The organism is Nitrosomonadales bacterium (genome assembly GCA_016716325.1).
In the GTDB taxonomy this organism is placed as follows: domain Bacteria; phylum Pseudomonadota; class Gammaproteobacteria; order Burkholderiales; family Gallionellaceae; genus Gallionella.
The window spans coordinates 1,903,684-1,925,581 of sequence record JADJWO010000001.1 but is presented as its reverse complement, the minus strand read 5'-3'; the positions used below and the strand labels follow the sequence as shown (position 1 = coordinate 1,925,581).

The following is a 21,898-nucleotide window of genomic DNA, read 5'->3' as shown; positions in this document are numbered from 1 at the left end:
CCAGAATGTCATTCCCGGAACGCGTCGCGGTGCGCCGCACTGCAGAAGAACCGGCCATCGGACCGGATGCTCTCCCCCTTGGGCAGATGCACCCCGCAATGCGCGCAGCGCACCATATCCTCGACGACCGCCTCGTCGCGAACGGAAGCCCCCTTGCGATAAGACCGGATCAGCAGATAGACCGCCGCCGCAATGGCGATCAGCAACAGTAGACGACTCATTGGAACATACTCCATGCCACGCGATATCAGGTGGAACTATACCCGACCCACGCCCGGCGGCAACACCCGGCGCGCCGGACGCACAGCCAGTCAGGAGCGCATTTCCGCGCGCTGCGTACCACACGCCCGGCAATCGGCATCCCTGTTCAATGTGCTGCGCATGACTTTCATGTCCAATGCATCGACCGTCAGCAGCCTGCCGCTCAAGCCGCGCTCAATCCCGGCCAGCAACTTGAGCGCCTCTGCCGCCTGCAGCGCGCCGACCACACCGACCAGCGGCGCGAACACCCCGGTGGTCGCGCAACGCAGCTCTGCCGCCAGGCTGTCCTCCGGGAACAGGCAGTTGTAGCAAGGCGCGTCCGCTCGGCGGAAATCGAACACCGCCACCTGCCCGTCGAACTGGATCGCCGCACCCGACACCAGCGGCTTGCGCTGCGCCAGACAGGCGCGATTGACGGCATAGCGTGTGGCGAAATTGTCACTGCAATCGAGCACTGCGTCCGCGTTGCCGACCAGTTCCTCGAGTTGCTCCGCCCCGGCGCGAATCGCCAGAGGAACGCACTCCACCTCGGGATTGAGGTCGTGCAGCGCGGCCTGTGCGGACAGCACCTTGGGCTGGCTCACCGAGGCGGTGCGATGGATGATCTGGCGCTGCAGGTTGCTGAAATCCACCGTGTCGTGATCGCACAGCGTCAACCGACCGACCCCGCTGGCCGCGAGATACATGGCGGCGGGAGAACCCAGGCCGCCGAGGCCGACGATCAGCACCCGAGATTCGAGCAGGCGCTGCTGCCCCTCGATACCGAGCTCCGCCAACAGGATATGACGGCTATAGCGCAACAGTTGTTGATCGTTCATGCCGAGTCCCAGTTTGCGAAAGCGACCTGTCCCCGGACGGCATTTCGTCGCACAACGCCCGGATCGTTCCGGACGCTTTTGCCGCCGACAGTATCTGAAGACCGTCCGCCCCGGGTGGGCGGCTCGTGTTGGTCGGGGTGAGAGGATTCGAACCTCCGACTCCTGCGTCCCGAACGCAGTACTCTACCAGGCTGAGCTACACCCCGCTCATGCGGGCCGGAATGGCCCGTCAAACTAAAATTGCCGCGACGCGGCAAAGTGCGCCAATTCTAACAGACACTGCTTGTATTTTGTATCGGCAAACGAAGCGATCTCGGCGCATGCCGCTTCAGCCTCGCGCATCGCCTGCTGGCGCGTGAAATCCAGCGCGCCGGTGGCATGGATGATCTCCAGCACCTCGGCAAACCTGTCCACATCGCCCTGCTCGATCGCGCTGCGCACCACGGCGGCCTGTTCAGGCGTACCGTGCTGCATCGCATAGATCAGCGGCAATGTCGGCCGGAATGGCCCGTCAAACTAAAATTGCCGCGACGCGGCAAAGTGCGCCAATTCTAACAGACACTGCTTGTATTTTGTATCGGCAAACGAAGCGATCTCGGCGCATGCCGCTTCAGCCTCGCGCATGCCGCTGGCGCGTGAAATCCAGCGCGCCGGTGGCATGGATGATCTCCAGCACCTCGGCGAACCTGTCCACATCGCCCTGCTCGATCGCGCCGCGCACCACGGCGGCCTGTTCAGGCGTACCGTGCTGCATCGCATAGATCAGCGGCAATGTCGGCTTGCCTTCGGCGAGGTCGTCGCCGAGATGCTTGCCGGTCTGCGCCTCCTCGGCGGAATAATCCAGCACATCGTCCACCAATTGGAACGCCGTGCCGAGATGCATGCCGTACCTCGCCGCCGCGTCCTCATCCGCCGCCGAAGCCTTGCCGAGGATCGCCCCCAGACGCATCGCCGCCTCGAACAGCTTGGCAGTCTTGTAATGGATGACACGCATATAGTTGGGAATGTCGACATCCGCATCGTGACAGTTGAGCAACTGCAACACCTCGCCCTCGGCGATGATGTTGGTGGCATCGGCCAGCGTCTGCATCACACGCATCTCGCCCACTTCGACCATCATCTGGAACGCCCGCGAATACAGGAAATCACCGACCAGCACACTGGCCGCATTGCCGAACAACGCGCTGGCGGTCTCGCGCCCGCGTCGCAACTCGGACTCGTCCACCACATCGTCGTGCAGCAGCGTCGCGGTGTGGATGAATTCCACCACCGCCGCCAGGTCATGCTGGTGCTTGCCGCGATAGCCGAACGCTTCGGCGGACAGTACCACCAGCGCCGGGCGCAGCCGCTTGCCGCCGCTGTTGATGATGTACTCGCCGACCTGGTTGACCAGTGCCACTTCGGAACGCAGACGCGCGCGTATCACTGCATCCACCGCCGCCATGTCGGCCGCCAGCAATTGCTTGAGGTTCTCCAAAATGCTTCCCGTTGATTATGTGTCCATGCTGCGCGTTAACGCGCTATTCTCGTGGGGCGCCATTGTCGCATAAAATCCCCGCTTCTCGGAGAGCCCATTATGAAACCCTACGCAACCATCGCCGGCTGGGTAACCGTCGCCCTGCTGGGCGCAGCCGCCGTCGGCGGCATCGCGCTGAACCGCGGCGAATCCATCAACGCGCTGTGGTTCATCACCGCCGCGCTGTGCGTCTATGCCATCGCCTACCGCTTCTATGCGGCATGGATCGCCGCGACCGTGTTGAGCATCGACGAAACGCGCGCCACCCCGGCCGAACGGCTGAACAACGGGCGCGACTTCATGCCGACCCACCGCTGGGTCGTGTTCGGACACCACTTCGCCGCCATCGCCGGCCCCGGCCCGCTGATCGGCCCGACGCTGGCCGCGCAGTTCGGCTACCTGCCCGGCACCTTGTGGATCCTGTTCGGCGCGGTACTGGGCGGCTGCGTACAGGACATGGTGACGCTGTTCTTCTCGACGCGGCGCAACGGGCGCAGCCTCGGCCAGATGGCGCGCGACGAATTGGGCAACATCGGCGGCATCGCCGCGCTGGTCGCCACCTTCCTGATCATGATCATCCTGATCGCGGTGCTCGGACTGGTCGTGGTCAACGCGATGAAGAACAGCCCGTGGGCCACCTCCACCGTGGCCGCGACGATACCGATCGCGATGCTGGTCGGACTCTATATGTACAAGCTGCGCCCGGGGCGCGTGCTGGAAGGCTCGGCGCTCGGTGTGATCCTGCTGCTGCTGGCGGTGGCGGGCGGCGGCTGGATCGACCAGCAACCGGGGTTGCGCGAACTGTTCGATCACCCCGGACTGCCGCTGGCATTCGCCGTGATCGGCTACGGCTTCGCCGCCGCGATCCTGCCGGTGTGGCTGCTGCTCGCGCCGCGCGACTATCTGTCTACCTTCATGAAGTTGGGCACGATCATCCTGCTGGCGCTGGCCATCGTGTGGCTGCGACCTGAGATCAGGATGCCCGCGCTGACCCGGTTCATCGACGGCAGCGGCCCGATCTTCGGCGGCACGCTGTTCCCGTTCGTGTTCATCACCATCGCCTGCGGCGCGATCTCCGGCTTCCATGCGCTGATCTCGTCCGGCACCACGCCCAAGCTGCTGTCCAACGAGCGCGACATCCGTATGATCGGTTACGGTGGCATGGTGCTGGAATCGCTGGTCGCCATGATGGCGATGATCGCCGCGACGGTGCTCGATCCCGGCGTATTCTTCGCCATCAACTCCCCAGCCGGCATCGTCGGCAAGGAGGCGGCTGACGCGGTCGCCACCATCTCCGCATGGGGCTTCCCGGTCACCGTCGAGCAGATGAACCAGCTGGCGCGGCAGATGGGCGAGGCCACGCTGTTCGCGCGAACCGGCGGCGCGCCGTCGCTGGCGGTAGGCATGGCCAGCATCTTCAGCAGCGCGTTCGGCCAGGGGATGCTGGCATTGTGGTACCACTTTGCGATCATGTTCGAGGCGGTGTTCATCCTGACCACGCTCGACGCCGGCACCCGCGTCGGCCGCTTCATGCTGCAGGACCTGCTCGGCAACGTATGGAAACCGATGGGGCGGACCTCATGGTATCCGTCGGTGCTGTTCACCAGCGCCGTGGTGGTCGCAGCCTGGGGCTATTTCCTGTACATCGGCGTGATCGACCCGAACGGCGGGGTCAACATCCTGTGGCCGCTGTTCGGCATCTCCAACCAGATCCTCGCGGCGATCGCGTTATGCGTCGCCAGCGGCATCCTGGTGAAATCCGGCAAGCTGAAATATGCCTGGGTGACCGCATTGCCGCTCACCTGGCTGGTGGTCATCACCAGCACCGCGACCTGGCAGAAGCTGACCAGCGACGACCCGCGCATCGGTTTCCTGGCCGCCGCCGACAGCCTGTCCGACAAGCTCGCCGTGGGCCTGCTGCCGCCGGAAAAAGCGGCCGTCGCGCCGCAACTGATCTTCAACCTGCATCTGGATGCGGCGCTGGCCCTGTTCTTCGTGGCCCTGCTGTGGCTGATCGTCGCCGACACGCTGCGCGTCTGCGCACGCCACCTGCGCGGCAAGCCGGTCCCGCCACTGTCCGAGGAGCCGCATTACCCGACGCAACTGGAGGTCGCATGGGCCAGAGACTGAGCAGCCTGCTGCGCGATCCGCTCGCCACGATCCTCCGCTGGCATGACCGGGGTTGGCAGGCCTTACGCCGTCTCAGCGGCGACGACGGTTACGAGCGCTATCTGGCGCATCACGCCGCCGCCCATCCGGACACCCCGGCCATGACGCGCAACGCGTGGTTCGCCCGCGAACAGGAACGCAAGTGGAACGGCATCAAGCGCTGCTGCTAGAGCCCCAAAAATATTTGCGTAACCACGTGTATTTATGGATAATGCGCGCCCCCCGTTGCTCTACTCATGGGAGTGCGTACACCCGCCGCACTAAATTACTGAAGGAAAGAAAATGAAAGAGAACATCCACCCGAATTATCAGGAACTGACCGTGACCTGCAGTTGCGGCAACAGTTTCAAGACCAAATCCGCGCTCGGTAAGCCCGCGATGCATGTCGAAGTCTGCTCGGAATGCCATCCGTTCTATACCGGCACGCAGAAGATCGTCGACACTGCCGGTCGTATCGACAAGTTCCGCCAGAAATACGGCACCAAGGCTGCGGCGTAACCTTCGGGTAATTGTTCCCGATTGCCTGATGGCCGACCGTCCCGTCCGCCATTTGCGGAACTTACCGCAGCAATATAATCAAAAGGCAGCGTTTGCTGCCTTTTTGTTTTAGGCGACAATCCTCCCCTCCAACCCCGTTGAACAGGTGTGCCATGCGTCTACTGATTATTGCCCTTGCCCTCGCCCTGCTGTCCGGCTGCGCCCAGAACCCGGTCACCGGCGGCAACGACTTCGTGATGATGTCGGAAAACCAGGAGGTCGCGGTCGGCCGCCAGAACGACGCGCTGATCAAGAAACAATACAAGGTCTACGGATCGAAAGCGCTGCAGGACTACGTCAACAGCGTCGGTCAGAAGATCGCCAAGCAGAGCCATCGCCCCGGCCTGCAATACCACTTCACCGTGCTGGACACGCCCGACATCAACGCGTTCGCGCTGCCCGGCGGCTATGTCTACATCACGCGCGGCATCCTCGCCTATCTCAACAGCGAGGCGGAACTGGCTGCCGTGCTGGGGCACGAGATCGGCCACGTCACGGCACGCCACGGCGTGCGCCAGCAGAGCGCGGCGCAGGCGGCCAACATCGGCCTGACCATCGCCTCCATCTTTGTGCCCGAGATCGGCTCGGCGGTCGGGCAAAACCTGAGCAACATCATCGGCGGCGCGCTGCTGTCCGGGTACGGGCGCGACCACGAACTGGAGGCCGACCGGCTCGGCGCCGAATACCTGGCACGCACCGAGTACGACCCGCAAGCCATCATCAAAGTCATCGGCGTACTGAAGAACCAGGAACTGAAGGACGCCGAACTGGCCAAGCAGGAAGGCCGCGAACCGCGCCGCTACCACGGCCTGTTCGCCTCGCACCCGGACAACGACACGCGATTGCAACAGGCGGTGGGCGAAGCAGGCAAGAACGCCTCGGCCCATGCCCATGCCGAAGGTCGCGAAGCCTTCCTTGCCGCCACCGATGGCATGCAGTTCGGCGACAACAGCGATCAGGGCGTGGTACGCAACAACACTTTCTATCACGGTGACCTCGGCATCGTGGTCGCCTTCCCGGCAACCTGGCAGGTGCATAACCTGCCCACCGCGCTGGTCGCGGTCAGTCCCGGCGGCGAAGCGACGCTACAGATGAAGATGGACCAGCAGCCGCGCGGCACCCCGGCCGAATATGCACGCCGCATGATCGGCTCCGGAGCGGATGTACGGCAACTCGACCTCAACGGCCTGTCCGCGGCGACGTTCGAACTGCCGAACGTGATGGGCGGCGTGATCTACCAGGACAAATATGCCTACGTCCTGCAGGCACAAGCCAAGTCGCGCGGCGGCCTCGCGGCACACCGCAACGACATCTTCGACACCGTGCGCAGCTTCCATACGCTCAGCACCGAAGAACGCAAATGGGTCAAACCACTCGGCATCCATGTCATCTCCGTGCGCCCGGGCGAGACCTATGCCGCACTGTCGAAAGGCTCACCGCTGGGCAAATCGGCGGAAACCTATCTGCGCCTGATCAACGCGCAATACCCGGACGGCGAACCCAGGGTCGGCCAGCCACTCAAGATCGTGAAGTAACGGCATGTCACACGACCGGAACCATAGCGAATCGCGCGGCATGTTCTGATGTATTTCATCAAGCCGACCGACCCCCACCCGATCACGCCCGCCAAGGCCGTGCTGCTCGGCTTGCTGATCCTGGTCTGGGCGGCCACCGGACTGGTCGGCCACGATCCGTGGAAGCCGGACGAGGCACAGGGATTCGGCATCGTCTATTCGATGCTGCAAAGCGGCGACTGGCTGGTGCCCACGTTGGTCGGCGAACCTTATCTGGACAAGCCGCCGCTGTACTACTGGACCGCCGCCCTGTCCGCCCAACTGTTCGCGCCGTTGCTGCCGCTGCACGACGGCGCACGCCTCGCCAGCGGCCTGTACGTCGCGCTGGCGCTACTGTTCACCGGACTCGCCGGCCGCAAGCTGTACGGCGAGAATCGCGGCTGGGCCGCGGCCGTCATCCTGATCGGCTGCCTCGGCATGCTGGTGCGCGCGCACCAGATGATCACCGACCTCGCCCTGCTCGCCGGTTGCGCGATGATGTTGTACGGCTTCGCACACAGCCAGGAACGCGCCGTGCGCGCCGGCATCTGGATCGGCACCGGCATCGGTATCGGCTTCCTGTCCAAGGGCTTCATCGCGCCCGTCCTGTTCGTGCTGATCGCGGCCTGCCTGCCGCTGTTGTCCGACAGATGGCGCGGGCGCAGGTACTACTCCAGCCTGGCCGTCGCCGCGCTCGGCGCACTGCCGTGGCTCACCGTCTGGCCGCTGCTGCTGTACCTGCATTCGCCGCAACTGTTCGCCGACTGGGCGTGGACGCACAACATCGGCAACTGGCTGGGCTACGCGTCGCACGGCCCGGGCAGGGAATCGTTCTACTACCTGAAGAACCTGCCGTGGCTGGCCTGGCCGGCGCTGCCGCTGGCGGCGTGGGTCGTGTGGCAATCGCGCCGCCGCCTGGCGCAACGCGACGACCTGCAACTGCCGCTGGTCGCCTTCGGCGTGATGCTGGTCACGCTCAGCTTCGTACCCAATATCAAGGAAGTTTTCGCGCTGCCGATGCTGCTGCCGCTCACCCTGCTCGCCACCGCCTCACTGTCCGCGCTCAAGCGCGGCGCGGCCAACGCGCTGGACTGGTTCGGCCTGATGACCTTCGCGCTGGTCGCCATCGCGATGTGGTGGGGCTGGGCCGGCCTGCTGCTGAACAACCACGCCAAGATCACGCTGTGGCTGAAGGACTACCAGCCCGGCTTCGAACCGTCCTTCGATGCCGTGCCGTTCTGGATCGCCGTCACCGCCACCGTGCTGTGGCTGGTGCTGGTATGGCGCGTCGGCCGCTCGATGCGCCGCGCCGTCACCAACTGGGCGGCCGGTATCACGCTGGTCTGGGTGCTGGCGATGACGCTGTGGCTGCCGTGGCTGGACAGCGGCAAGAGCTACCGCAGCATGGTCGCCTCGCTGAAACAGGCCATGCCGCAACAATACCGCTGCGTCGGTTATGACTACCTCGGCGACGGCCAGCGCGCGATGCTGCACTACTTCGGCGACATCCTCACCCGCGAAGACCGCAGGGAACGGTGCGACCTGCGCCTGATCCAGGGCGACCGGCTATCCAAGCCGCTGCTCGACGAAACGCGCTGGGAAAAGATCTGGGAAGGCAGCCGCAAGGGCGACAAGAGCGAGCATTACCGGCTGTACCGGCGCATCTGAATACATCCCGAACGGCCTACGACGCCCGCTTCAATTCATCCATTTGACGGTCATGCAGGCGCGACAGTGCCAGCATCGCCGCAAGCGCGCCAAGCAACGCGAAGAACATGTCCGACTGCGTATCCCATTCGTCGCCCTGCGTGCCGAGGAACTCGTCCGCACCCTGCCCCATGAACAGCGCCGCCCACCACTCGACCAGCTCGTAGCACGAACTGACGAACATCACCGCGCACACCGACAAGAACGCCGTCATCCGCCTGCCGGTCACATAACCGCCGCGCCACAGGATCTCGCGCGCGACCATGAACGGCACGAGACCCTGCGCGAAATGGCCGATCTTGTCGTACGGGTTGCGCACCGTCCCCAGCACATCCTGCAGCCAGAACCCCAGCGGCACCCGCGCATAGGTGTAGTGCCCGCCGCCGATCAGGATCAGCGCGTGCACGAAGATCAGCGTGTATAGCAGCGTCGTCAGCGGGAAGCGTTTGTACGTCGCCGCCATCACCGGCAACGCGATCATCACCGGCAGCACCTCCATGAACCAGGTGGGGTAGTCGTAGGGACGGATGGCGGAGACCAGCAGGATGAGGATCAGCAGCGCAGCGGCGGTAATGAGGGCAGTTTGGCGCTGCATGATGATCTCCTTGTCTATGAGCCGTTCGTGCTGAGCCTGTCGAAGCATGAACGACAAAACCAAAATCAACACCGTCGGGGGTAGCCCGACAGCTAGTTACCTTTCTTGTCTTGCCAAGAAAGGTAAGCCAAAGAAGTCGCACCCGGTTCACCGCCCACTTCGTGGGTTCCCTGCGTTGCTCAACCAGACAGGCCTCCTCATAAACTCGTACGACCTGCTACGCAGTCACGTGCTCAAACATATTCGTCGGACTACCCCTGTCTGGTCTCCGCTACTCGGCGGACGCACAGGGGATGAAAATCAAAACCTAAAAGCCAAACCTCAACACCAGTGAGGCGGGCATTGCCCGCCTCACTCAAATCAAAAACAACCGTGCGCGCAGCGCACACAAAACCGCCTCACCGCCTTTGACTTTCTTTCCCCTGTGCGCCGCCTCGATCAGGCGCGAACGGGCGGTGGGGTTAGGCGAGCACTGTTTGAGCACGTGGCCGCGTAGCGGATCGTGCGAGTTGCGCAGCCCCGCTCGTTTGCGGCTGATCGAGGGAACCCCGAAGGGGCGGCAAACCGGGGGCGATTTCTTTTGGTTACTTTTCTTGGCAAGACAAGAAAAGTAACTTGCTGCCGGGCAACCCCCGGCGGTTTTCGATGGGTATCGTTGCGCTCGCCCCATCCTACGCGAGTTCAAACATTGAACGCGTTTCCCTTGCCAAGGTTGCATCGTTTGCACTTGATTTCAAGGTTATCGTCGTTCGTCTCACCGCCTTTTGACCAAGGCAAAATATGATCAACGTGCAATTCAACACCCGCCTCAGACAATGGGCTCCGACCGCAAGATTTGCACCGAAAACCATCCCTTACGAGAATTCTAAATCTTTGTCGATCTGATATTTCACGGCGAGCGCGACGCTTTGTAGAAGCAATTTTCAAGGTTAAGTCCACTGCGCCTTGATCTTCTTCTTGCTGGGGTTGTTCTGGTGAGTCAGAGTTGACCCATGCTACAAATCTGCCAAGCGCCTTTGACCATGAACCAAAACGGTTTTCATATGTACGAGCGGAGAACCGAGAGTTGGGCGCTCTTACCTCGTTGTATCTGGGTTGGCGCCCTAGACTTATCCATAGCGCCTTGATGTTCTCGAAGAGTTCATCATCAGTAATTCCAATTTTTGACCGGCTTGGTTGCAAGCCCGCCAGTTTTAATGCCTTAACCCACGACCCAAATCTTCGTTGAATAGTACTTGGATGGGCTTTCCCTCTTTCCTCGTATTCGGCAATAGTAATCGTCTCTTTGCCAAGTGCTTTAGCACTGCAACGCATATCTTCCAACAACTCCTCGTCGGAGGCGCCCCTAAGACTTTCTTCCAATTCAAACTTCATATTGCTTCTGCTTGCCTAACGAATCTGAGGAGTCTCACAAACCACATCCCCACACTGCCCCCTATTCCTCAACGCATGATCCATCAACACCAACGCCACCATCGCCTCCGCGATCGGCGTGGCACGGATGCCCACACAGGGATCATGCCGCCCCTCGGTCGAGACCTTCACCGCCTCCCCCGCCTTGTTGATCGAATCGCGCTCGATGCGGATGCTCGATGTCGGTTTGATGGCGTAACGTGCGACGATGTCCTGCCCGGTGGTGATGCCGCCGAGGATGCCGCCCGCGTGATTGGATGCGAAACCATTCGGCGTGAGTTCGTCACCATGCTCGCTGCCTTTCTGCGTGACGCAACCGAAGCCCGCGCCGATCTCCACGCCCTTCACTGCATTGATGCCCATCAAGGCATGCGCGATGTCGGCGTCGATACGGTCGAACACCGGTTCGCCCCAGCCGACCGGCACGTTGTGCGCGACGACGGCGAGCTTGGCGCCGATGGAGTCGCCGGATTTGCGCAGCGCATCCATGTAGTCTTCCAATTGCGCGACATAGCTCGCGTCGGCCACGAAGAAGGTGTTGCCTTCGGCACTCACGTCGTCCCAGCTTTTGAACGGCACGACGATCTCGCCGAGCTGTTCCAGGTAGCCGCGCACTTCCACGCCATATTTCTCGCCCAGCCATTTTTTCGCGATGGCACCTGCCGCCACACGTCCCGCAGTCTCGCGCGCAGAGGCGCGGCCGCCGCCACGATGGTCGCGGATGCCGTATTTCTGCCAGTAGGTGTAGTCGGCATGGCCAGGGCGGAAGGTCTCGGCGATGTTCCCGTAGTCTTTGCTGCGCTGGTCTTCGTTGCGGATCAGCAGCATGATGGGCGTGCCGGTGGTCTTGCCTTCGAACACGCCGGACAGGATCTCCACCGTATCCGATTCGCGGCGCTGCGTGACGTGGCGCGAGGTGCCGGGCTTGCGGCGGTCGAGGTCGGGCTGGATGTCGGCTTCGCTCAGTGCCATGCCCGGCGGGCAACCATCCACGATGCAGCCGATCGCCTTGCCGTGAGATTCGCCGAAGGAGGTGACGGTGAACAGGGTGCCAAAGGTATTTCCGGACATGGTGGTGTCTCGCAAAAAGAGTGCGCGAAGTTTAACATATGCCCACACCCACACATTACCGCCGTAGGAGCGCAATTCATTGCGCGATAGCGATGCAAACAATCGCCCGATAAATCGGGCTCCTACAGAAATGGATCATTGATGAAAGCTATACTGATGACCGCCGCAGGCAGCGCCGATGTGCTGCAACTGCGCGAGATCGAAAAACCCGCGCTGCCTTCGCCGCACCACATCCGCGTGAAGCTTGCCGCCGCCGGCGTGAACCCGGTGGACGCCAAGCTGCGCGCCAAGCCCGCCTACCATCCCGACAAGCTGCCCGCGATCCTCGGTTGCGACGGCGCGGGCGTGGTGGAAACAGCAGGCGAAGCAGTCACGCGCGTCAAGGCCGGCGATGAGGTGTTCTTCTGCAACGGCGGGCTGGGCGACGAGCCGGGCAACTATGCCGAATACACCACGCTGCACGAGGAATATTGCGCGGCGAAACCCGCCAACCTGTCGCTGCAGGATAGCGCCGCGCTGCCGCTGGTGCTGCTCACCGCATGGGAGGCGCTGGTCGAGCGCGCCGGGCTGCAGGCCGGACAGACGGTGCTGATCCATGCCGCGGCCGGAGGCGTCGGCCACGTCGCATTGCAACTGGCGCACCACCTCGGCGCGCGCGTCGCGGTGACGGTCAGCAACGACCGCAAGGCCGGGCTGGCACAAGGCCTGTACGCGGAGAAGATCATCAACTACAAGACGCAGGACTTCGTGCAGCAGACGCTGGACTGGACGGGCGGACGCGGCGCGGATGTGGTGTTCGACACGGTGGGTGGCGAGACTTACCTGCGCTCGATGAATGCCGTGCGCATCGGTGGCAAACTGGTCAGCCTGCTCTCCACGCCGCTGTCGCTGGCCGACACGCAACTGGCGCGGCTGCGCAACCTGTCGCTGTGCTACGAACTGATGCTCACGCCGCAGGTGCTGGCCCTGCACGACGAGCGCGTGCGCCAGCGCAGGATACTGGAAGAAGGCGCCAAGCTGGTCGAGGCGGGACAGCTCGGCGTGCTGGTCACGCACCGGCTGCCGCTGGATCAGGCCGCCGAGGCGCATCGCCTGATTGAGGCGGGCGGCATGATCGGCAAGATCGTGCTGATGATGAAATGAAAAAGCTCACCCTCTCCCCAGCCCCCTCTCCCGCAAGCGGGAGAGGGGAATTGTTCCCTCTCCCGCTTGCGGGAGAGGGTTAGGGAGAGGGCAATGCGATTCATCGACACCCACTGCCATCTCGACGCCGACGAATTCGGCGACACGCAGGCCGAACTGGTACAGACAGCACGCGATGCGGGCGTGGATCGCATCGTCGTGCCCTCGGTGGCGCGCGCCAACTTCGAGGTGGTGCGCGAGCTGTGTGTACGCTTCCCGTCGTGCGCGCCAGCTTACGGCATCCACCCGATGTATACCGATGACGCGATGCCGGATGACCTGCTTGTGCTGCGCGGCTATCTGGAACAACACAAACCCGTCGCGGTCGGCGAGATCGGCATGGACTTCTTCATCAACCACTACGACCGTGCGCGGCAGGAATATTTCTTCGTCGAGCAACTGAAGCTGGCGCGCGAATTCGGCCTGCCGGTGCTGCTGCACATCCGCCGCGCGCAGGACGCCATCCTCAAGCTGCTGCGCCAGCACCGGGTGCGCGGCGGCATTGCGCACGCGTTCAGCGGCAGCCGCCAGCAGGCCGACGAGTTCATCAAACTGGGCTTCAAGCTCGGCTTCGGCGGCGCGATGACCCACGACCGCGCCACCCGCCTGCGCGAGCTTGCCGCGACGCTGCCGCTGGAAACCATCGTGCTGGAGACCGACGCGCCGGACATCCCGCCCGACTTCCTCGAACGCGGCCAACCGAACAAGCCGGAATATGTGCCGCGCATCGCGCAGACGCTGGCACAGTTGCGCGGCATAAGCATCGAGGAAGTTGCACGCGCCACGACAGCGAATGTATCGTCCATTCTTCCGCGACTCGCCGCGACAAACTGAACATGGGACACCTTCATCCGCTCGACGACCATCACGAACGCCGCTTCGGCGGCCTCGACCGCCTCTACGGCGACGGGTCGCGCATCGCGCTGCACCGGGCGCGCGTGGTAGTGATCGGCGTGGGCGGTGTCGGTTCCTGGGCGGTGGAGGCGCTGGCGCGCAGCGGCATCGGCAACCTGACGCTGATCGACTTCGACCATGTGGCGGTATCTAACGTGAACCGGCAGATCCAGGCGCTGGACAGCACGCTGGGCAAGGCCAAGACGGAAGCACTCAAGGCCCGCATCGCGGACATCAACCCCGCTTGCCGGGTGACGATCGTGGATGATTTCCTGACCGAGGCGAACATGGCGCAACTGATCGTGCCGGACAGTTTCGACGCGGTGCTCGACGCCTGCGACGAGGCGAGAGTGAAGGCGGCGCTGATCGTTCATGCGCGCTACAACAGGATCCCGCTGGTGGTGTGCGGCGCGGCGGGCGGCAAGGCCGATCCGCTCCGGTTGAAGCGGGACGATCTCGGCAAGGTGACGCACGATGCCTTGCTGGCACGCATCCGCACGACGCTGAAGAAGGATTTCAACATCCCTCCGCGCAAGAACGGCAAGTTCGGCGTGGCCTGCATCTATTCGGAAGAACCCTCACAGCGCAGCACAAGCTGCACGACCGGCGACCTGAGCTGCGCCGGCTATGGCTCGGTGGTCACGGTGACCGCCGGCATGGGGTTCGCTGCGGCGGGTTGGTGTATCGACAAGCTGCTTGCCAATAGGGGTTAGACCACTTCCCAGGGCTCCACCTCTCCCGCCACTCCCCTGAACAGAGGATGCAGCTGTGCCGGTCCACACTGTTGCAGCCGCCCCAGCGCGGCGACATCCCGCACGGCCAGCTTGCTTCGAAGATGCCGGAGTTCGTATTCGACCTGGCCTTGCGTGACCGCGATCCTGCGGCGCGTCGTTTCGGGCCCGATCTTGTCCGCATCGAAGCGATACCCGCGACAGGATGCTTCCTGCTGCACCGCCCGCAAGTAGCTGGCGATCGCCGCCAGCGGCTCGGGATGCGTGCGGAAGCGCTGCAACTGCGGGTGATGGCGATAACCCCGGGTCTCGCCGCGCAACACTTTCTGCGCCAGCAGGGCCTCGCGCCACAGCGCGACCAGGCCCTTGGCATCGAGATGCTTGGGGTGCAGCGACCAGAGGCGCATGGTTACTTCAGCCAGCCCTTGCGCCAGAACACCCAGAACGGCACGCCGACCGACAGCGTCATCAGCAGCAGCGCGAACGGATAGCCCAGCTTCCACTGCAACTCCGGCATCATGGCGAAGTTCATGCCGTAGATGGACGCGATCAGCGTGGGCGGCAGCAGGGCCACCGACACCACCGAGAACAAACGCACGATCTTGTTCTGGTTGATGTTGATGAAGCCGATCACGGCATCCATCAGGAAGTTGATCTTGTCGAACAGGAACGAGGTGTGGCCGTCCAGCGACTCGATGTCCTGCTGGATCTGTTTCACCTCCTCGATCTGTTCCGCGCCGAGCGCCTTGACCCGGACCAGAAAGGACAGCGCGCGCTGCGTGTCCATCACGTTGCGCCGGATGCGCCCGTTGACATGCTCGGCATGCGCGATCTCGGCCAGCGCCTCGCGCGCCTGCCGGTCGCTGATGTTCTCGTTCAGCACGCTCTGGCTGACGCGCCCGAGGTCGGCGTACACCTCTTCCAGCGCATCGGCGGAGAATTCGACGTCCATGCCATACAGGTCGACCAGCACATCGCTGTTGTTCCTGATCTCGCCGGACTCCGAACGCAGCCGGATGCGCAGCAGGCGGAAGATCGGCAGATCTTCCTCGTGGATGCTGATCAGCGTCTCGCCGGACAGCACGAACGCCACCGCCACGCTGCGCGAGTGGCTTTCGGTACCGGACAGGAAATCGGAACGCAGGTGCAGGTTGCCGTCATGTTCGAAGAAACGCGCGCTGGCCTCGATGTCGCGCAGGTGTTCGGGGCGCGGCAGGTGGAAACCGTATGCCGCCTCGACCCACTCGCCCTCTTCCGGCGTCGCGGCGACCATGTCCACCCACACCGGCGCTTCGCTGCCCAGATCGGCGCCAGGCTCGATATGCAGGCGGTTGAGGCGGCCGTTCTTCAGTGTGAATGCATGCAGCATGACGTATCCCGGGAAATATACAGCGCCATTCTAGTTCCGAAAGAACCAAGTGCGCCAACCATGCTTAATCATCACGGTTGCGCATGTGGTCCGCCACCTTGGCGAAAGCGGCGGAAAGCTCCCGGCGCAGCCCTTCGTCCTTCACCACCTCGTCCAGCGCCCGATCCATGCACAGCAGCCACTGGTCGCGCTCGGCCTCACCGATGGAAAAAGGCATGTGGCGGCGGCGCAGCATCGGGTGGCCGTATTCCTCGACGAACAACTGCGGCCCGCCCATCCAGCCGGACAGGAACTTGAACAGCTTGTCCGAGGCGCTCTGCAGGTCGGCCGCATGCATTTTGCGGATGCCATGCGCTTCCGGCAACTCATCCATCAGTTGGTAGAAGCGCTGCACCAGCGCGCGCACCTTGTCCGCGCCGCCGATGCGCTGGTAATGCGTCAGTCCCTGTGCGCCCTGCATGTCACCACTCGCGGAACGAAAAACCCAGCCCAAAGGTATTCTGGCTATGGTTGTAGTCGATCAGGCTCTCGCCGAAGCCCGAGGTGAACTGCGCATGCACGCGCGCCGCATTGCCGAGCGCGAACGGCATCGACCAGTCGATCTGGACGAAGCCGCGATTGGCCGCCATGTTGAGGTTGTTGCGCAACAAGATGGATACGGCCTGTCTTTTGTCTGCCGGTTCCCAGCGCGCCACCAGGTCGGCACGCCCGACGTAGTCGACGATGTCCGGATTGTCGTCCTTCGCCAGCTTTTCCGGGATGCGATACCAGCCGCGCGCCAGGATGGATGTGCTGTTGTTCCATTCCCAACCGCCCTGCAGGTAGAGGCGGTTCCAGCTGCGCGATTCCGGCAGGGGACGTCCGTTCGACTGGTGCACCCAGGCAAGATTGACCAGTTTGAGGCCCTCCGCCGCACCCGTACCGAACGTGGCGATCAGCTCGGGCTCGTAATCGGTTTCGCGGAACGGCGACGAGTTGCGCATGTTGAATACCTGCCAGCTTGATTGCTGCGTATAGGCTCCCCACAGTCGCAAGGTTTTCATGCCCAGCAGATCGATGTCCTGCTGGCTGCCGATGTCCGCCTTGAAACTCAACTGGAACTTGGCCTCCAGCGCATCGATGTCGCGCGGGGTGAGCGCGCTGTGGCCGATGGCCGGCGAAGTCGGCTGGCTGTTGGCGTTGCCACTCTTCCTGACCAGCAGATAACTTTGCCGGTGCGGCCTGAGGCGACCCACCTTGCTTTCGCCGCGGGCGTTCCTGTCATCCAGATTCCAGGCGCGCGTCAGATAAGAGCGCTCGTCTGACGGTTGTGTCGCATCTGCCGGCGCGCCATTCTCTTCATCATCGGCCTTGCCATCACCCTTCTCACCGACCGGTACATCTGCCACGGGTTGCGGCAGGACGGTCGCGGAAGCGGAAGATACTGCACTGTCGTAACATTTCAGGCGCGCGGCATTGTCGTCCGGGTACTGTTTCGCACACCGCGCGAAGTCTTCTTCGCCAGCTTGAACCGTCGGCACAGACAGCGCGCACAGCACGGCTAGCAGCAGGAAGTTGCCCGGCGGGGCGGAATGGCTCGGTTTTTTCATGGTGAGGGGGACGGGTTTTGCGGATGTGATTATCCGCCAGATGCGCGCAAAGGGAAACGCGCCAGCACGCGATAATCCGCCCGCCCGCCGTCAGGCACGGATTGCACCAGCGCGAAATCACCGACCGGCCAATGCACCGGCGGCATCGCTGGCAGCGGCGCATCCGTCCACTTTGCATTGCGCGCCAGCGTGACATGCGGCTTGTATGCGCGCCGGTCGAACCGGAAGTGATGCCTGCGCAGGCTGTCCTCCAACCCGGCAACCAGTCCGGACAGTTCCGGCGGCAGCGAGGACGGCGCGGCATACACGATGTGGTTGTGCCCCCAGTAACGCGCGGTGTCCATGCACAACCCGAACGATCCGGCCTCCACTTCGCGGGCAGCCAACTGCAACGCTTCCAGCCGGTGCGTTGCAACCTCGCCGAGGAACACCAGCGTGGTATGCAGCGTGACGGCGCGCATGGCCCTGCCGCCGCACAGCTCGTGCAGGCACGGCTGCCACGCGGACAATGCCACACGCACCTTGCGATCCGGCCAGAGCGCGAAGAAGACCCGCGCGGTTTCGAGTTCAGGTTCCATGGTCGCATTTTATCCGCAACCCTGTCGGGGTCGAGCGATGATGCGCGATGCGGTAGAATGCGCGCCTTGCAATCAAGGCTGCACCATGACCGCCCGTTTAAGAGAGATCCCCTATAACTACACCTCGTTCTCCGACCGCGAGATCGTGCTGCGCCTGCTCGGACCCGAGGCTTGGGACATCATCAACACGTTGCGCGCGGAGCGTCGCACCGGGCGCTCGGCCCAGATGCTTTACGAAGTGCTGGGCGACATCTGGGTGCTGACGCGCAACCCCTACCTCGAAGACGACATGCTCGCCAACCGCAAGCGGCGCGAGGCGCTGGTCGGCGCGCTCTACCACCGGCTGCACGCGATCGAGGCGCGCCGCCAGGATAACGAGGTGGTGAAACGATTGCTGGAACTGACCACGGCGGCGGTCGAGCGTTTTGCGGCCGATTTCGAACATACCCTGCAACTGCGCAAAAAGACGCTGCGCAGCCTGAGCCGGTACACGCGACGCGACAACATCCAGTTCGACGGACTGGCGCGTGTCACCCATGTGACGGATGCGACCGACTGGCGCGTGGAATATCCCTTCGTTGTGCTGACGCCGGACAGCGAGGAGGAGATCGCGCCGCTGGTGCGTGCCTGCATCGAGCTCGGCCTGACGTTGATCCCGCGCGGCGGCGGTACCGGCTATACCGGGGGGGCGGTGCCGCTGGACCGGCATTCCGCCGTCATCAATACCGAGAAGCTGGATACGCTCGCTGCCATCGAACGGCGCGTCCTGCCCGGATTGTCCACCCCCTACGCCACCATCCATTGCGGTGCGGGCGTGGTCACACGGCGCGTGATGGAAGCGGCCGAAGCAGAAGATCTGGTGTTCGCGGTCGATCCGACCTCGGCCGACGCATCCTGCATAGGCGGCAACGTGGCGATGAACGCGGGCGGCAAGAAGGCCGTGCTGTGGGGTACCGCACTGGACAACCTGGCGTCGTGGAAGATGGTGACGCCGGACGGTCGCTGGATGCTGGTCGAGCGTCTCGACCACAATCTAGGCAAGATCCACGACGCGCCCGAAGCGCGCTTCCGCATCACGCGCTTCGATGCACAGGACAAGCCGCTCACCGCTGAGGCCGAGATCCTCACTATCCCCGGCAGCGCCTTCCGCAAGACCGGGCTGGGCAAGGACGTGACCGACAAGTTCCTGTCGGGCTTGCCCGGCATCCAGAAGGAAGGTTGCGACGGCATCATCACCTCGGCGACCTTCATCCTGCACCGCGCCCATGCCCACACCCGTACCGTCTGTCTGGAATTCTTCGGTCAGGTGCGCGAAGCCGTGCCGGCCATCGTCGAGATCACCTCGATGCTCGATCCGCGCAGCAGCAAGCGCGGCGTATTCCTCGCCGGGCTGGAACATCTGGATGAGCGCTATCTGAAGGCGGTCGGCTATGCCACCAAGGCCAAGCGCGGCACGCGTCCGAAGATGGTGCTGATCGCCGATGTGGTCAGCGACGACGAGCGCGCGGCCGGCGAAGCCGCCTCGGAGATCGTTCGTCTGGCCAACCTGCGCCATGGCGAAGGCTTCATCGCGGTCTCGGCCGAGGCGCGCAAGAAGTTCTGGTTGGACCGCGCGCGCACCGCCGCCATCGCCAAGCACACGAACGCATTCAAGGTGAACGAGGACGTGGTGATCCCGCTGCCGCGCATGGGCGACTACTGTGACGGGGTGGAACGCATCAACATCGAGTTGTCGCTCGCCAACAAACTCAAGCTGCTCGATGCGCTGGATGAACTGTTTGCCGGCGAACTGCCGCTGCATTATCAGGATGACGAACAACTGGGCGACGACGAATTGCTCGGCAACCGCCGTCAGGGAGCGCAACAACTGCTCGCAGATGTGCGCCAGCGCTGGCAGTGGCTGCAGGATAATCTGGACGTCCCGCTCAGCGAGAGCCTGTATGCCCCAGAAGAACGGCAGGATGCGGTCACCGTTTTCGACGCGGTGCAACGCCACCTGTTGCGCGCCTCATGGAAGCGCGAGTTGCGCGACCCGCTGCGCCAGATCTTCAGCGGCAACACCTATCAACCCGTCCTCGAACAGTGCATTGCCATCCACCAGCGCGTGCTGAAGAGCCGCGTGTTCGTGGCGCTGCACATGCACGCCGGAGACGGCAACGTGCACACCAACATCCCGGTCAACTCAGACGACTATGCCATGCTGCAGCAGGCGAACGGCGCGGTGGATCGCATCATGCAACTGGCGAAGGACCTCGGCGGCGTGATCTCGGGCGAGCACGGCATCGGCATCACCAAGTTCGACTATCTCGACGCGCAGGAGATCGCGCCGTTCATCGCCTACAAGCAGCGGGTCGATCCGGAAGGCCGTTTCAACAAGGGCAAGCTGCTGCCGGGCAGCAACCTGGAGCGCGCCTACACCCCCAGCTTCAGCCTGATGGAACTGGAGAGCCTGATCCTGGAACAGAGCGCGCTGGGGGAGATCTCCGACTCGATCAAGGACTGTCTGCGCTGCGGCAAGTGCAAACCGGTGTGCTCCACCCATGTGCCGCGCGCCAGCCTGCTCTATTCGCCGCGCAACAAGATTCTTGCCACCTCGCTGCTGATCGAGGCATTCCTGTACGAGGAGCAAACCCGGCGCGGCGTTTCCATCCAGCATTTCGACGAGTTCAACGACGTGGCGGACCATTGCACGGTGTGCCACCGCTGCGAGAAGCCGTGCCCGGTGGACATCGACTTCGGCGATGTCTCCATCGCCATGCGCAATTTCCTGCGCAAGCATAACCAGAAGCGCTTCAGCCCAATCACTGCGACCTCGATGCGGTTCCTCAACGCGACCGACCCGACCACCATCAAGCTGATCCGCAAGGTGATGATCGAATGGGCATACAAGGGGCAGCGGATAGCACATGGCGTCGCCAAACGGTTCGGCCTGCTGGGCGCGCAACTGAAGCGCCCGCCCGCCACCGTCGGCAAGCCGCCGCTCAAGGCGCAGGTGATCCACTTCGTGAACAAGCCGATGCCCGGCGGTTTGCCGAAAAGAACCTCACGCGCGCTGCTGGACATCGAGGATCAGACCATCGTGCCGGTGATCCGCGATCCCCGGCGCGCCAGCGAAGAGGCCGAAGCGGTGTTCTATTTCCCCGGCTGTGGCTCGGAACGCCTGTTCTCGGAGGTCGGCCTGGCGACGCAGGCGATGCTGTATCACACCGGCGCGATCACCGTACTGCCGCCCGGCTACCTGTGCTGCGGCTATCCGCAGAACGCCTCTGGCGATCAGGTGCGGGGCGAAGCCATCACCACGCAGAACCGCGTACTGTTCCACCGCGTGGCGAACACGCTGAACTATCTGGACATCAAGACGGTGGTCGTCTCCTGCGGCACCTGCATGGACCAGTTGTTGCAATACCAGTTCGACAAGATCTTCCCCGGCTGCCGGCTGCTCGATATCCATGAGTACCTGTTAGAGAAAGGCATCAAGCTGGACACACCCACTGATGCAAGATACATGTATCACGATCCCTGTCACTCGCCGATGAAAACGTACCAGCCGCTCAAGGTGGTGAACGAGCTGATGGGCAGCAGCAAGGTCGCGCTGAACGACCGCTGTTGCGGCGAGGCCGGATCCTTTGGCGTCTCGCTGCCGCATATCGCGACCCAGGTGCGCTTCCGCAAGGAAGAGGAGATGCGCAAGGGTGTTGCTGCCCTCAGGGCGGACGGCTACGACGGCGAGGTTAAGGTGCTGACATCGTGTCCGGCGTGCCAGCAGGGATTGAGCCGCTATGTCGACGATACCGGCGCCGCGCCGGACTACATCGTGGTGGAGATGGCGCGCCACCTGCTCGGCAAGGACTGGCTGGAAGATTATGTCGGCAAGGCCAACCACGGCGGGATCGAACGCATCCTGCTCTGACAGTG

19 protein-coding genes, 1 tRNA gene and 2 pseudogenes are annotated in these 21,898 nt (G+C 63.3%); 9 read left to right on the top strand and 13 right to left on the bottom strand.

The window, feature by feature from the left end; translation table 11 throughout:
- Positions 1 to 8 precede the first annotated feature (8 nt).
- The 5 genes and pseudogenes from IPM27_09265 to IPM27_09245 form a co-directional block, all read right to left on the bottom strand.
- Complete coding sequence (locus tag IPM27_09265) at positions 9 to 221, bottom strand: hypothetical protein (GenBank protein ID MBK9161736.1); 213 nt, start codon at positions 219 to 221, stop codon at positions 9 to 11.
- A gap of 90 nt (positions 222 to 311) precedes the next feature.
- The gene (locus IPM27_09260; protein ID MBK9161735.1) at positions 312 to 1,079 is read right to left on the bottom strand and encodes a HesA/MoeB/ThiF family protein; all 768 of its coding nucleotides are present in this window, start codon (positions 1,077 to 1,079) and stop codon (positions 312 to 314) included.
- Between the two features lie 129 nt (positions 1,080 to 1,208).
- A tRNA-Pro gene (locus IPM27_09255) sits at positions 1,209 to 1,285 on the bottom strand.
- 28 nt (positions 1,286 to 1,313) lie between these two features.
- A pseudogene (locus IPM27_09250) lies at positions 1,314 to 1,580 on the bottom strand (octaprenyl diphosphate synthase).
- Between the two features lie 15 nt (positions 1,581 to 1,595).
- Positions 1,596 to 2,523 (bottom strand): annotated as a pseudogene (locus IPM27_09245) (polyprenyl synthetase family protein).
- Between the two features lie 132 nt (positions 2,524 to 2,655).
- Here IPM27_09245 and IPM27_09240 point away from each other — a divergent pair.
- From IPM27_09240 to IPM27_09220, 5 genes are all read left to right on the top strand, one after another.
- A complete protein-coding gene (locus tag IPM27_09240; GenBank protein ID MBK9161734.1) occupies positions 2,656 to 4,725 on the top strand; it encodes a carbon starvation protein A in 2,070 nt (689 codons plus the stop codon).
- The gene (locus IPM27_09235; protein ID MBK9161733.1) at positions 4,710 to 4,934 is read left to right on the top strand and encodes a YbdD/YjiX family protein; all 225 of its coding nucleotides are present in this window, start codon (positions 4,710 to 4,712) and stop codon (positions 4,932 to 4,934) included. The genes IPM27_09240 and IPM27_09235 overlap by 16 nt, the downstream gene beginning before the upstream one ends.
- A 112-nt stretch (positions 4,935 to 5,046) precedes the next feature.
- Positions 5,047 to 5,262: a 50S ribosomal protein L31 gene (gene rpmE / locus IPM27_09230; GenBank protein ID MBK9161732.1), complete on the top strand. Its 216-nt coding sequence runs from the start codon at positions 5,047 to 5,049 to the stop codon at positions 5,260 to 5,262.
- Between the two features lie 152 nt (positions 5,263 to 5,414).
- Positions 5,415 to 6,836: a M48 family metalloprotease gene (locus tag IPM27_09225; protein ID MBK9161731.1), complete on the top strand. Its 1,422-nt coding sequence runs from the start codon at positions 5,415 to 5,417 to the stop codon at positions 6,834 to 6,836.
- Between the two features lie 48 nt (positions 6,837 to 6,884).
- Positions 6,885 to 8,522 (top strand): glycosyltransferase family 39 protein, encoded by a 1,638-nt coding sequence (locus IPM27_09220; protein ID MBK9161730.1) that lies wholly within the window; start codon positions 6,885 to 6,887, stop codon positions 8,520 to 8,522.
- 16 nt (positions 8,523 to 8,538) lie between these two features.
- On the opposite strand, the gene IPM27_09215 is transcribed toward IPM27_09220, so the two are convergent.
- The 3 genes from IPM27_09215 to aroC form a co-directional block, all read right to left on the bottom strand.
- Complete coding sequence (locus IPM27_09215; GenBank protein ID MBK9161729.1) at positions 8,539 to 9,156, bottom strand: DUF2238 domain-containing protein; 618 nt, start codon at positions 9,154 to 9,156, stop codon at positions 8,539 to 8,541.
- A gap of 681 nt (positions 9,157 to 9,837) precedes the next feature.
- Positions 9,838 to 10,530 (bottom strand): HNH endonuclease, encoded by a 693-nt coding sequence (locus IPM27_09210; protein ID MBK9161728.1) that lies wholly within the window; start codon positions 10,528 to 10,530, stop codon positions 9,838 to 9,840.
- 15 nt (positions 10,531 to 10,545) lie between these two features.
- Positions 10,546 to 11,640 carry a chorismate synthase gene (gene aroC / locus IPM27_09205; GenBank protein ID MBK9161727.1) on the bottom strand — a complete coding sequence of 365 codons (1,095 nt, stop codon included), beginning with the start codon at positions 11,638 to 11,640 and terminating at the stop codon, positions 10,546 to 10,548.
- Positions 11,641 to 11,781: 141 nt separating this feature from the next.
- Between aroC and IPM27_09200 the strand changes: the two genes are divergently transcribed.
- From IPM27_09200 to IPM27_09190, 3 genes are all read left to right on the top strand, one after another.
- The gene (locus IPM27_09200; protein ID MBK9161726.1) at positions 11,782 to 12,783 is read left to right on the top strand and encodes a zinc-dependent alcohol dehydrogenase family protein; all 1,002 of its coding nucleotides are present in this window, start codon (positions 11,782 to 11,784) and stop codon (positions 12,781 to 12,783) included.
- Between the two features lie 93 nt (positions 12,784 to 12,876).
- Entirely contained in the window at positions 12,877 to 13,656 is a 780-nt protein-coding gene (locus tag IPM27_09195) for a TatD family hydrolase (GenBank protein ID MBK9161725.1), read from the top strand.
- A gap of 2 nt (positions 13,657 to 13,658) precedes the next feature.
- A complete protein-coding gene (locus IPM27_09190) occupies positions 13,659 to 14,429 on the top strand; it encodes a tRNA threonylcarbamoyladenosine dehydratase (protein ID MBK9161724.1) in 771 nt (256 codons plus the stop codon).
- On the opposite strand, the gene IPM27_09185 is transcribed toward IPM27_09190, so the two are convergent.
- The 5 genes from IPM27_09185 to thpR form a co-directional block, all read right to left on the bottom strand.
- Positions 14,426 to 14,854 (bottom strand): DNA lyase, encoded by a 429-nt coding sequence (locus IPM27_09185; GenBank protein MBK9161723.1) that lies wholly within the window; start codon positions 14,852 to 14,854, stop codon positions 14,426 to 14,428. The two genes, IPM27_09190 and IPM27_09185, sit on opposite strands and share 4 nt — an antisense overlap.
- 2 nt (positions 14,855 to 14,856) lie before the next feature.
- Positions 14,857 to 15,816, bottom strand: coding sequence for a magnesium/cobalt transporter CorA (gene corA, locus IPM27_09180; protein ID MBK9161722.1), 960 nt, complete (start codon positions 15,814 to 15,816; stop codon positions 14,857 to 14,859).
- Positions 15,817 to 15,880: 64 nt separating this feature from the next.
- A complete protein-coding gene (locus IPM27_09175; GenBank protein ID MBK9161721.1) occupies positions 15,881 to 16,276 on the bottom strand; it encodes a group II truncated hemoglobin in 396 nt (131 codons plus the stop codon).
- Position 16,277: 1 nt separating this feature from the next.
- Complete coding sequence (locus tag IPM27_09170; protein MBK9161720.1) at positions 16,278 to 17,405, bottom strand: phospholipase A; 1,128 nt, start codon at positions 17,403 to 17,405, stop codon at positions 16,278 to 16,280.
- Positions 17,406 to 17,434: 29 nt separating this feature from the next.
- Complete coding sequence (gene thpR / locus IPM27_09165) at positions 17,435 to 17,983, bottom strand: RNA 2',3'-cyclic phosphodiesterase (protein MBK9161719.1); 549 nt, start codon at positions 17,981 to 17,983, stop codon at positions 17,435 to 17,437.
- A gap of 85 nt (positions 17,984 to 18,068) precedes the next feature.
- Between thpR and IPM27_09160 the strand changes: the two genes are divergently transcribed.
- A complete protein-coding gene (locus IPM27_09160) occupies positions 18,069 to 21,893 on the top strand; it encodes a DUF3683 domain-containing protein (protein ID MBK9161718.1) in 3,825 nt (1,274 codons plus the stop codon).
- Positions 21,894 to 21,898: the final 5 nt, after the last annotated feature.

Bases quoted from the DNA above. Each gene is read 5' to 3' on its own strand.
- IPM27_09265 (MBK9161736.1), bottom strand. From the start codon at position 221: ATGAGTCGTCTACTGTTGCTGATCGCCATTGCGGCGGCGGTCTATCTG.
- IPM27_09260 (MBK9161735.1), bottom strand. From the start codon at position 1,079: ATGAACGATCAACAACTGTTGCGCTATAGCCGTCATATCCTGTTGGCG.
- IPM27_09240 (MBK9161734.1), top strand. From the start codon at position 2,656: ATGAAACCCTACGCAACCATCGCCGGCTGGGTAACCGTCGCCCTGCTG.
- IPM27_09235 (MBK9161733.1), top strand. From the start codon at position 4,710: ATGGGCCAGAGACTGAGCAGCCTGCTGCGCGATCCGCTCGCCACGATC.
- rpmE (MBK9161732.1), top strand. From the start codon at position 5,047: ATGAAAGAGAACATCCACCCGAATTATCAGGAACTGACCGTGACCTGC.
- IPM27_09225 (MBK9161731.1), top strand. From the start codon at position 5,415: ATGCGTCTACTGATTATTGCCCTTGCCCTCGCCCTGCTGTCCGGCTGC.
- IPM27_09220 (MBK9161730.1), top strand. From the start codon at position 6,885: ATGTATTTCATCAAGCCGACCGACCCCCACCCGATCACGCCCGCCAAG.
- IPM27_09215 (MBK9161729.1), bottom strand. From the start codon at position 9,156: ATGCAGCGCCAAACTGCCCTCATTACCGCCGCTGCGCTGCTGATCCTC.
- IPM27_09210 (MBK9161728.1), bottom strand. From the start codon at position 10,530: ATGAAGTTTGAATTGGAAGAAAGTCTTAGGGGCGCCTCCGACGAGGAG.
- aroC (MBK9161727.1), bottom strand. From the start codon at position 11,640: ATGTCCGGAAATACCTTTGGCACCCTGTTCACCGTCACCTCCTTCGGC.
- IPM27_09200 (MBK9161726.1), top strand. From the start codon at position 11,782: ATGAAAGCTATACTGATGACCGCCGCAGGCAGCGCCGATGTGCTGCAA.
- IPM27_09195 (MBK9161725.1), top strand. From the start codon at position 12,877: ATGCGATTCATCGACACCCACTGCCATCTCGACGCCGACGAATTCGGC.
- IPM27_09190 (MBK9161724.1), top strand. From the start codon at position 13,659: ATGGGACACCTTCATCCGCTCGACGACCATCACGAACGCCGCTTCGGC.
- IPM27_09185 (MBK9161723.1), bottom strand. From the start codon at position 14,854: ATGCGCCTCTGGTCGCTGCACCCCAAGCATCTCGATGCCAAGGGCCTG.
- corA (MBK9161722.1), bottom strand. From the start codon at position 15,816: ATGCTGCATGCATTCACACTGAAGAACGGCCGCCTCAACCGCCTGCAT.
- IPM27_09175 (MBK9161721.1), bottom strand. From the start codon at position 16,276: ATGCAGGGCGCACAGGGACTGACGCATTACCAGCGCATCGGCGGCGCG.
- IPM27_09170 (MBK9161720.1), bottom strand. From the start codon at position 17,405: ATGAAAAAACCGAGCCATTCCGCCCCGCCGGGCAACTTCCTGCTGCTA.
- thpR (MBK9161719.1), bottom strand. From the start codon at position 17,983: ATGGAACCTGAACTCGAAACCGCGCGGGTCTTCTTCGCGCTCTGGCCG.
- IPM27_09160 (MBK9161718.1), top strand. From the start codon at position 18,069: ATGACCGCCCGTTTAAGAGAGATCCCCTATAACTACACCTCGTTCTCC.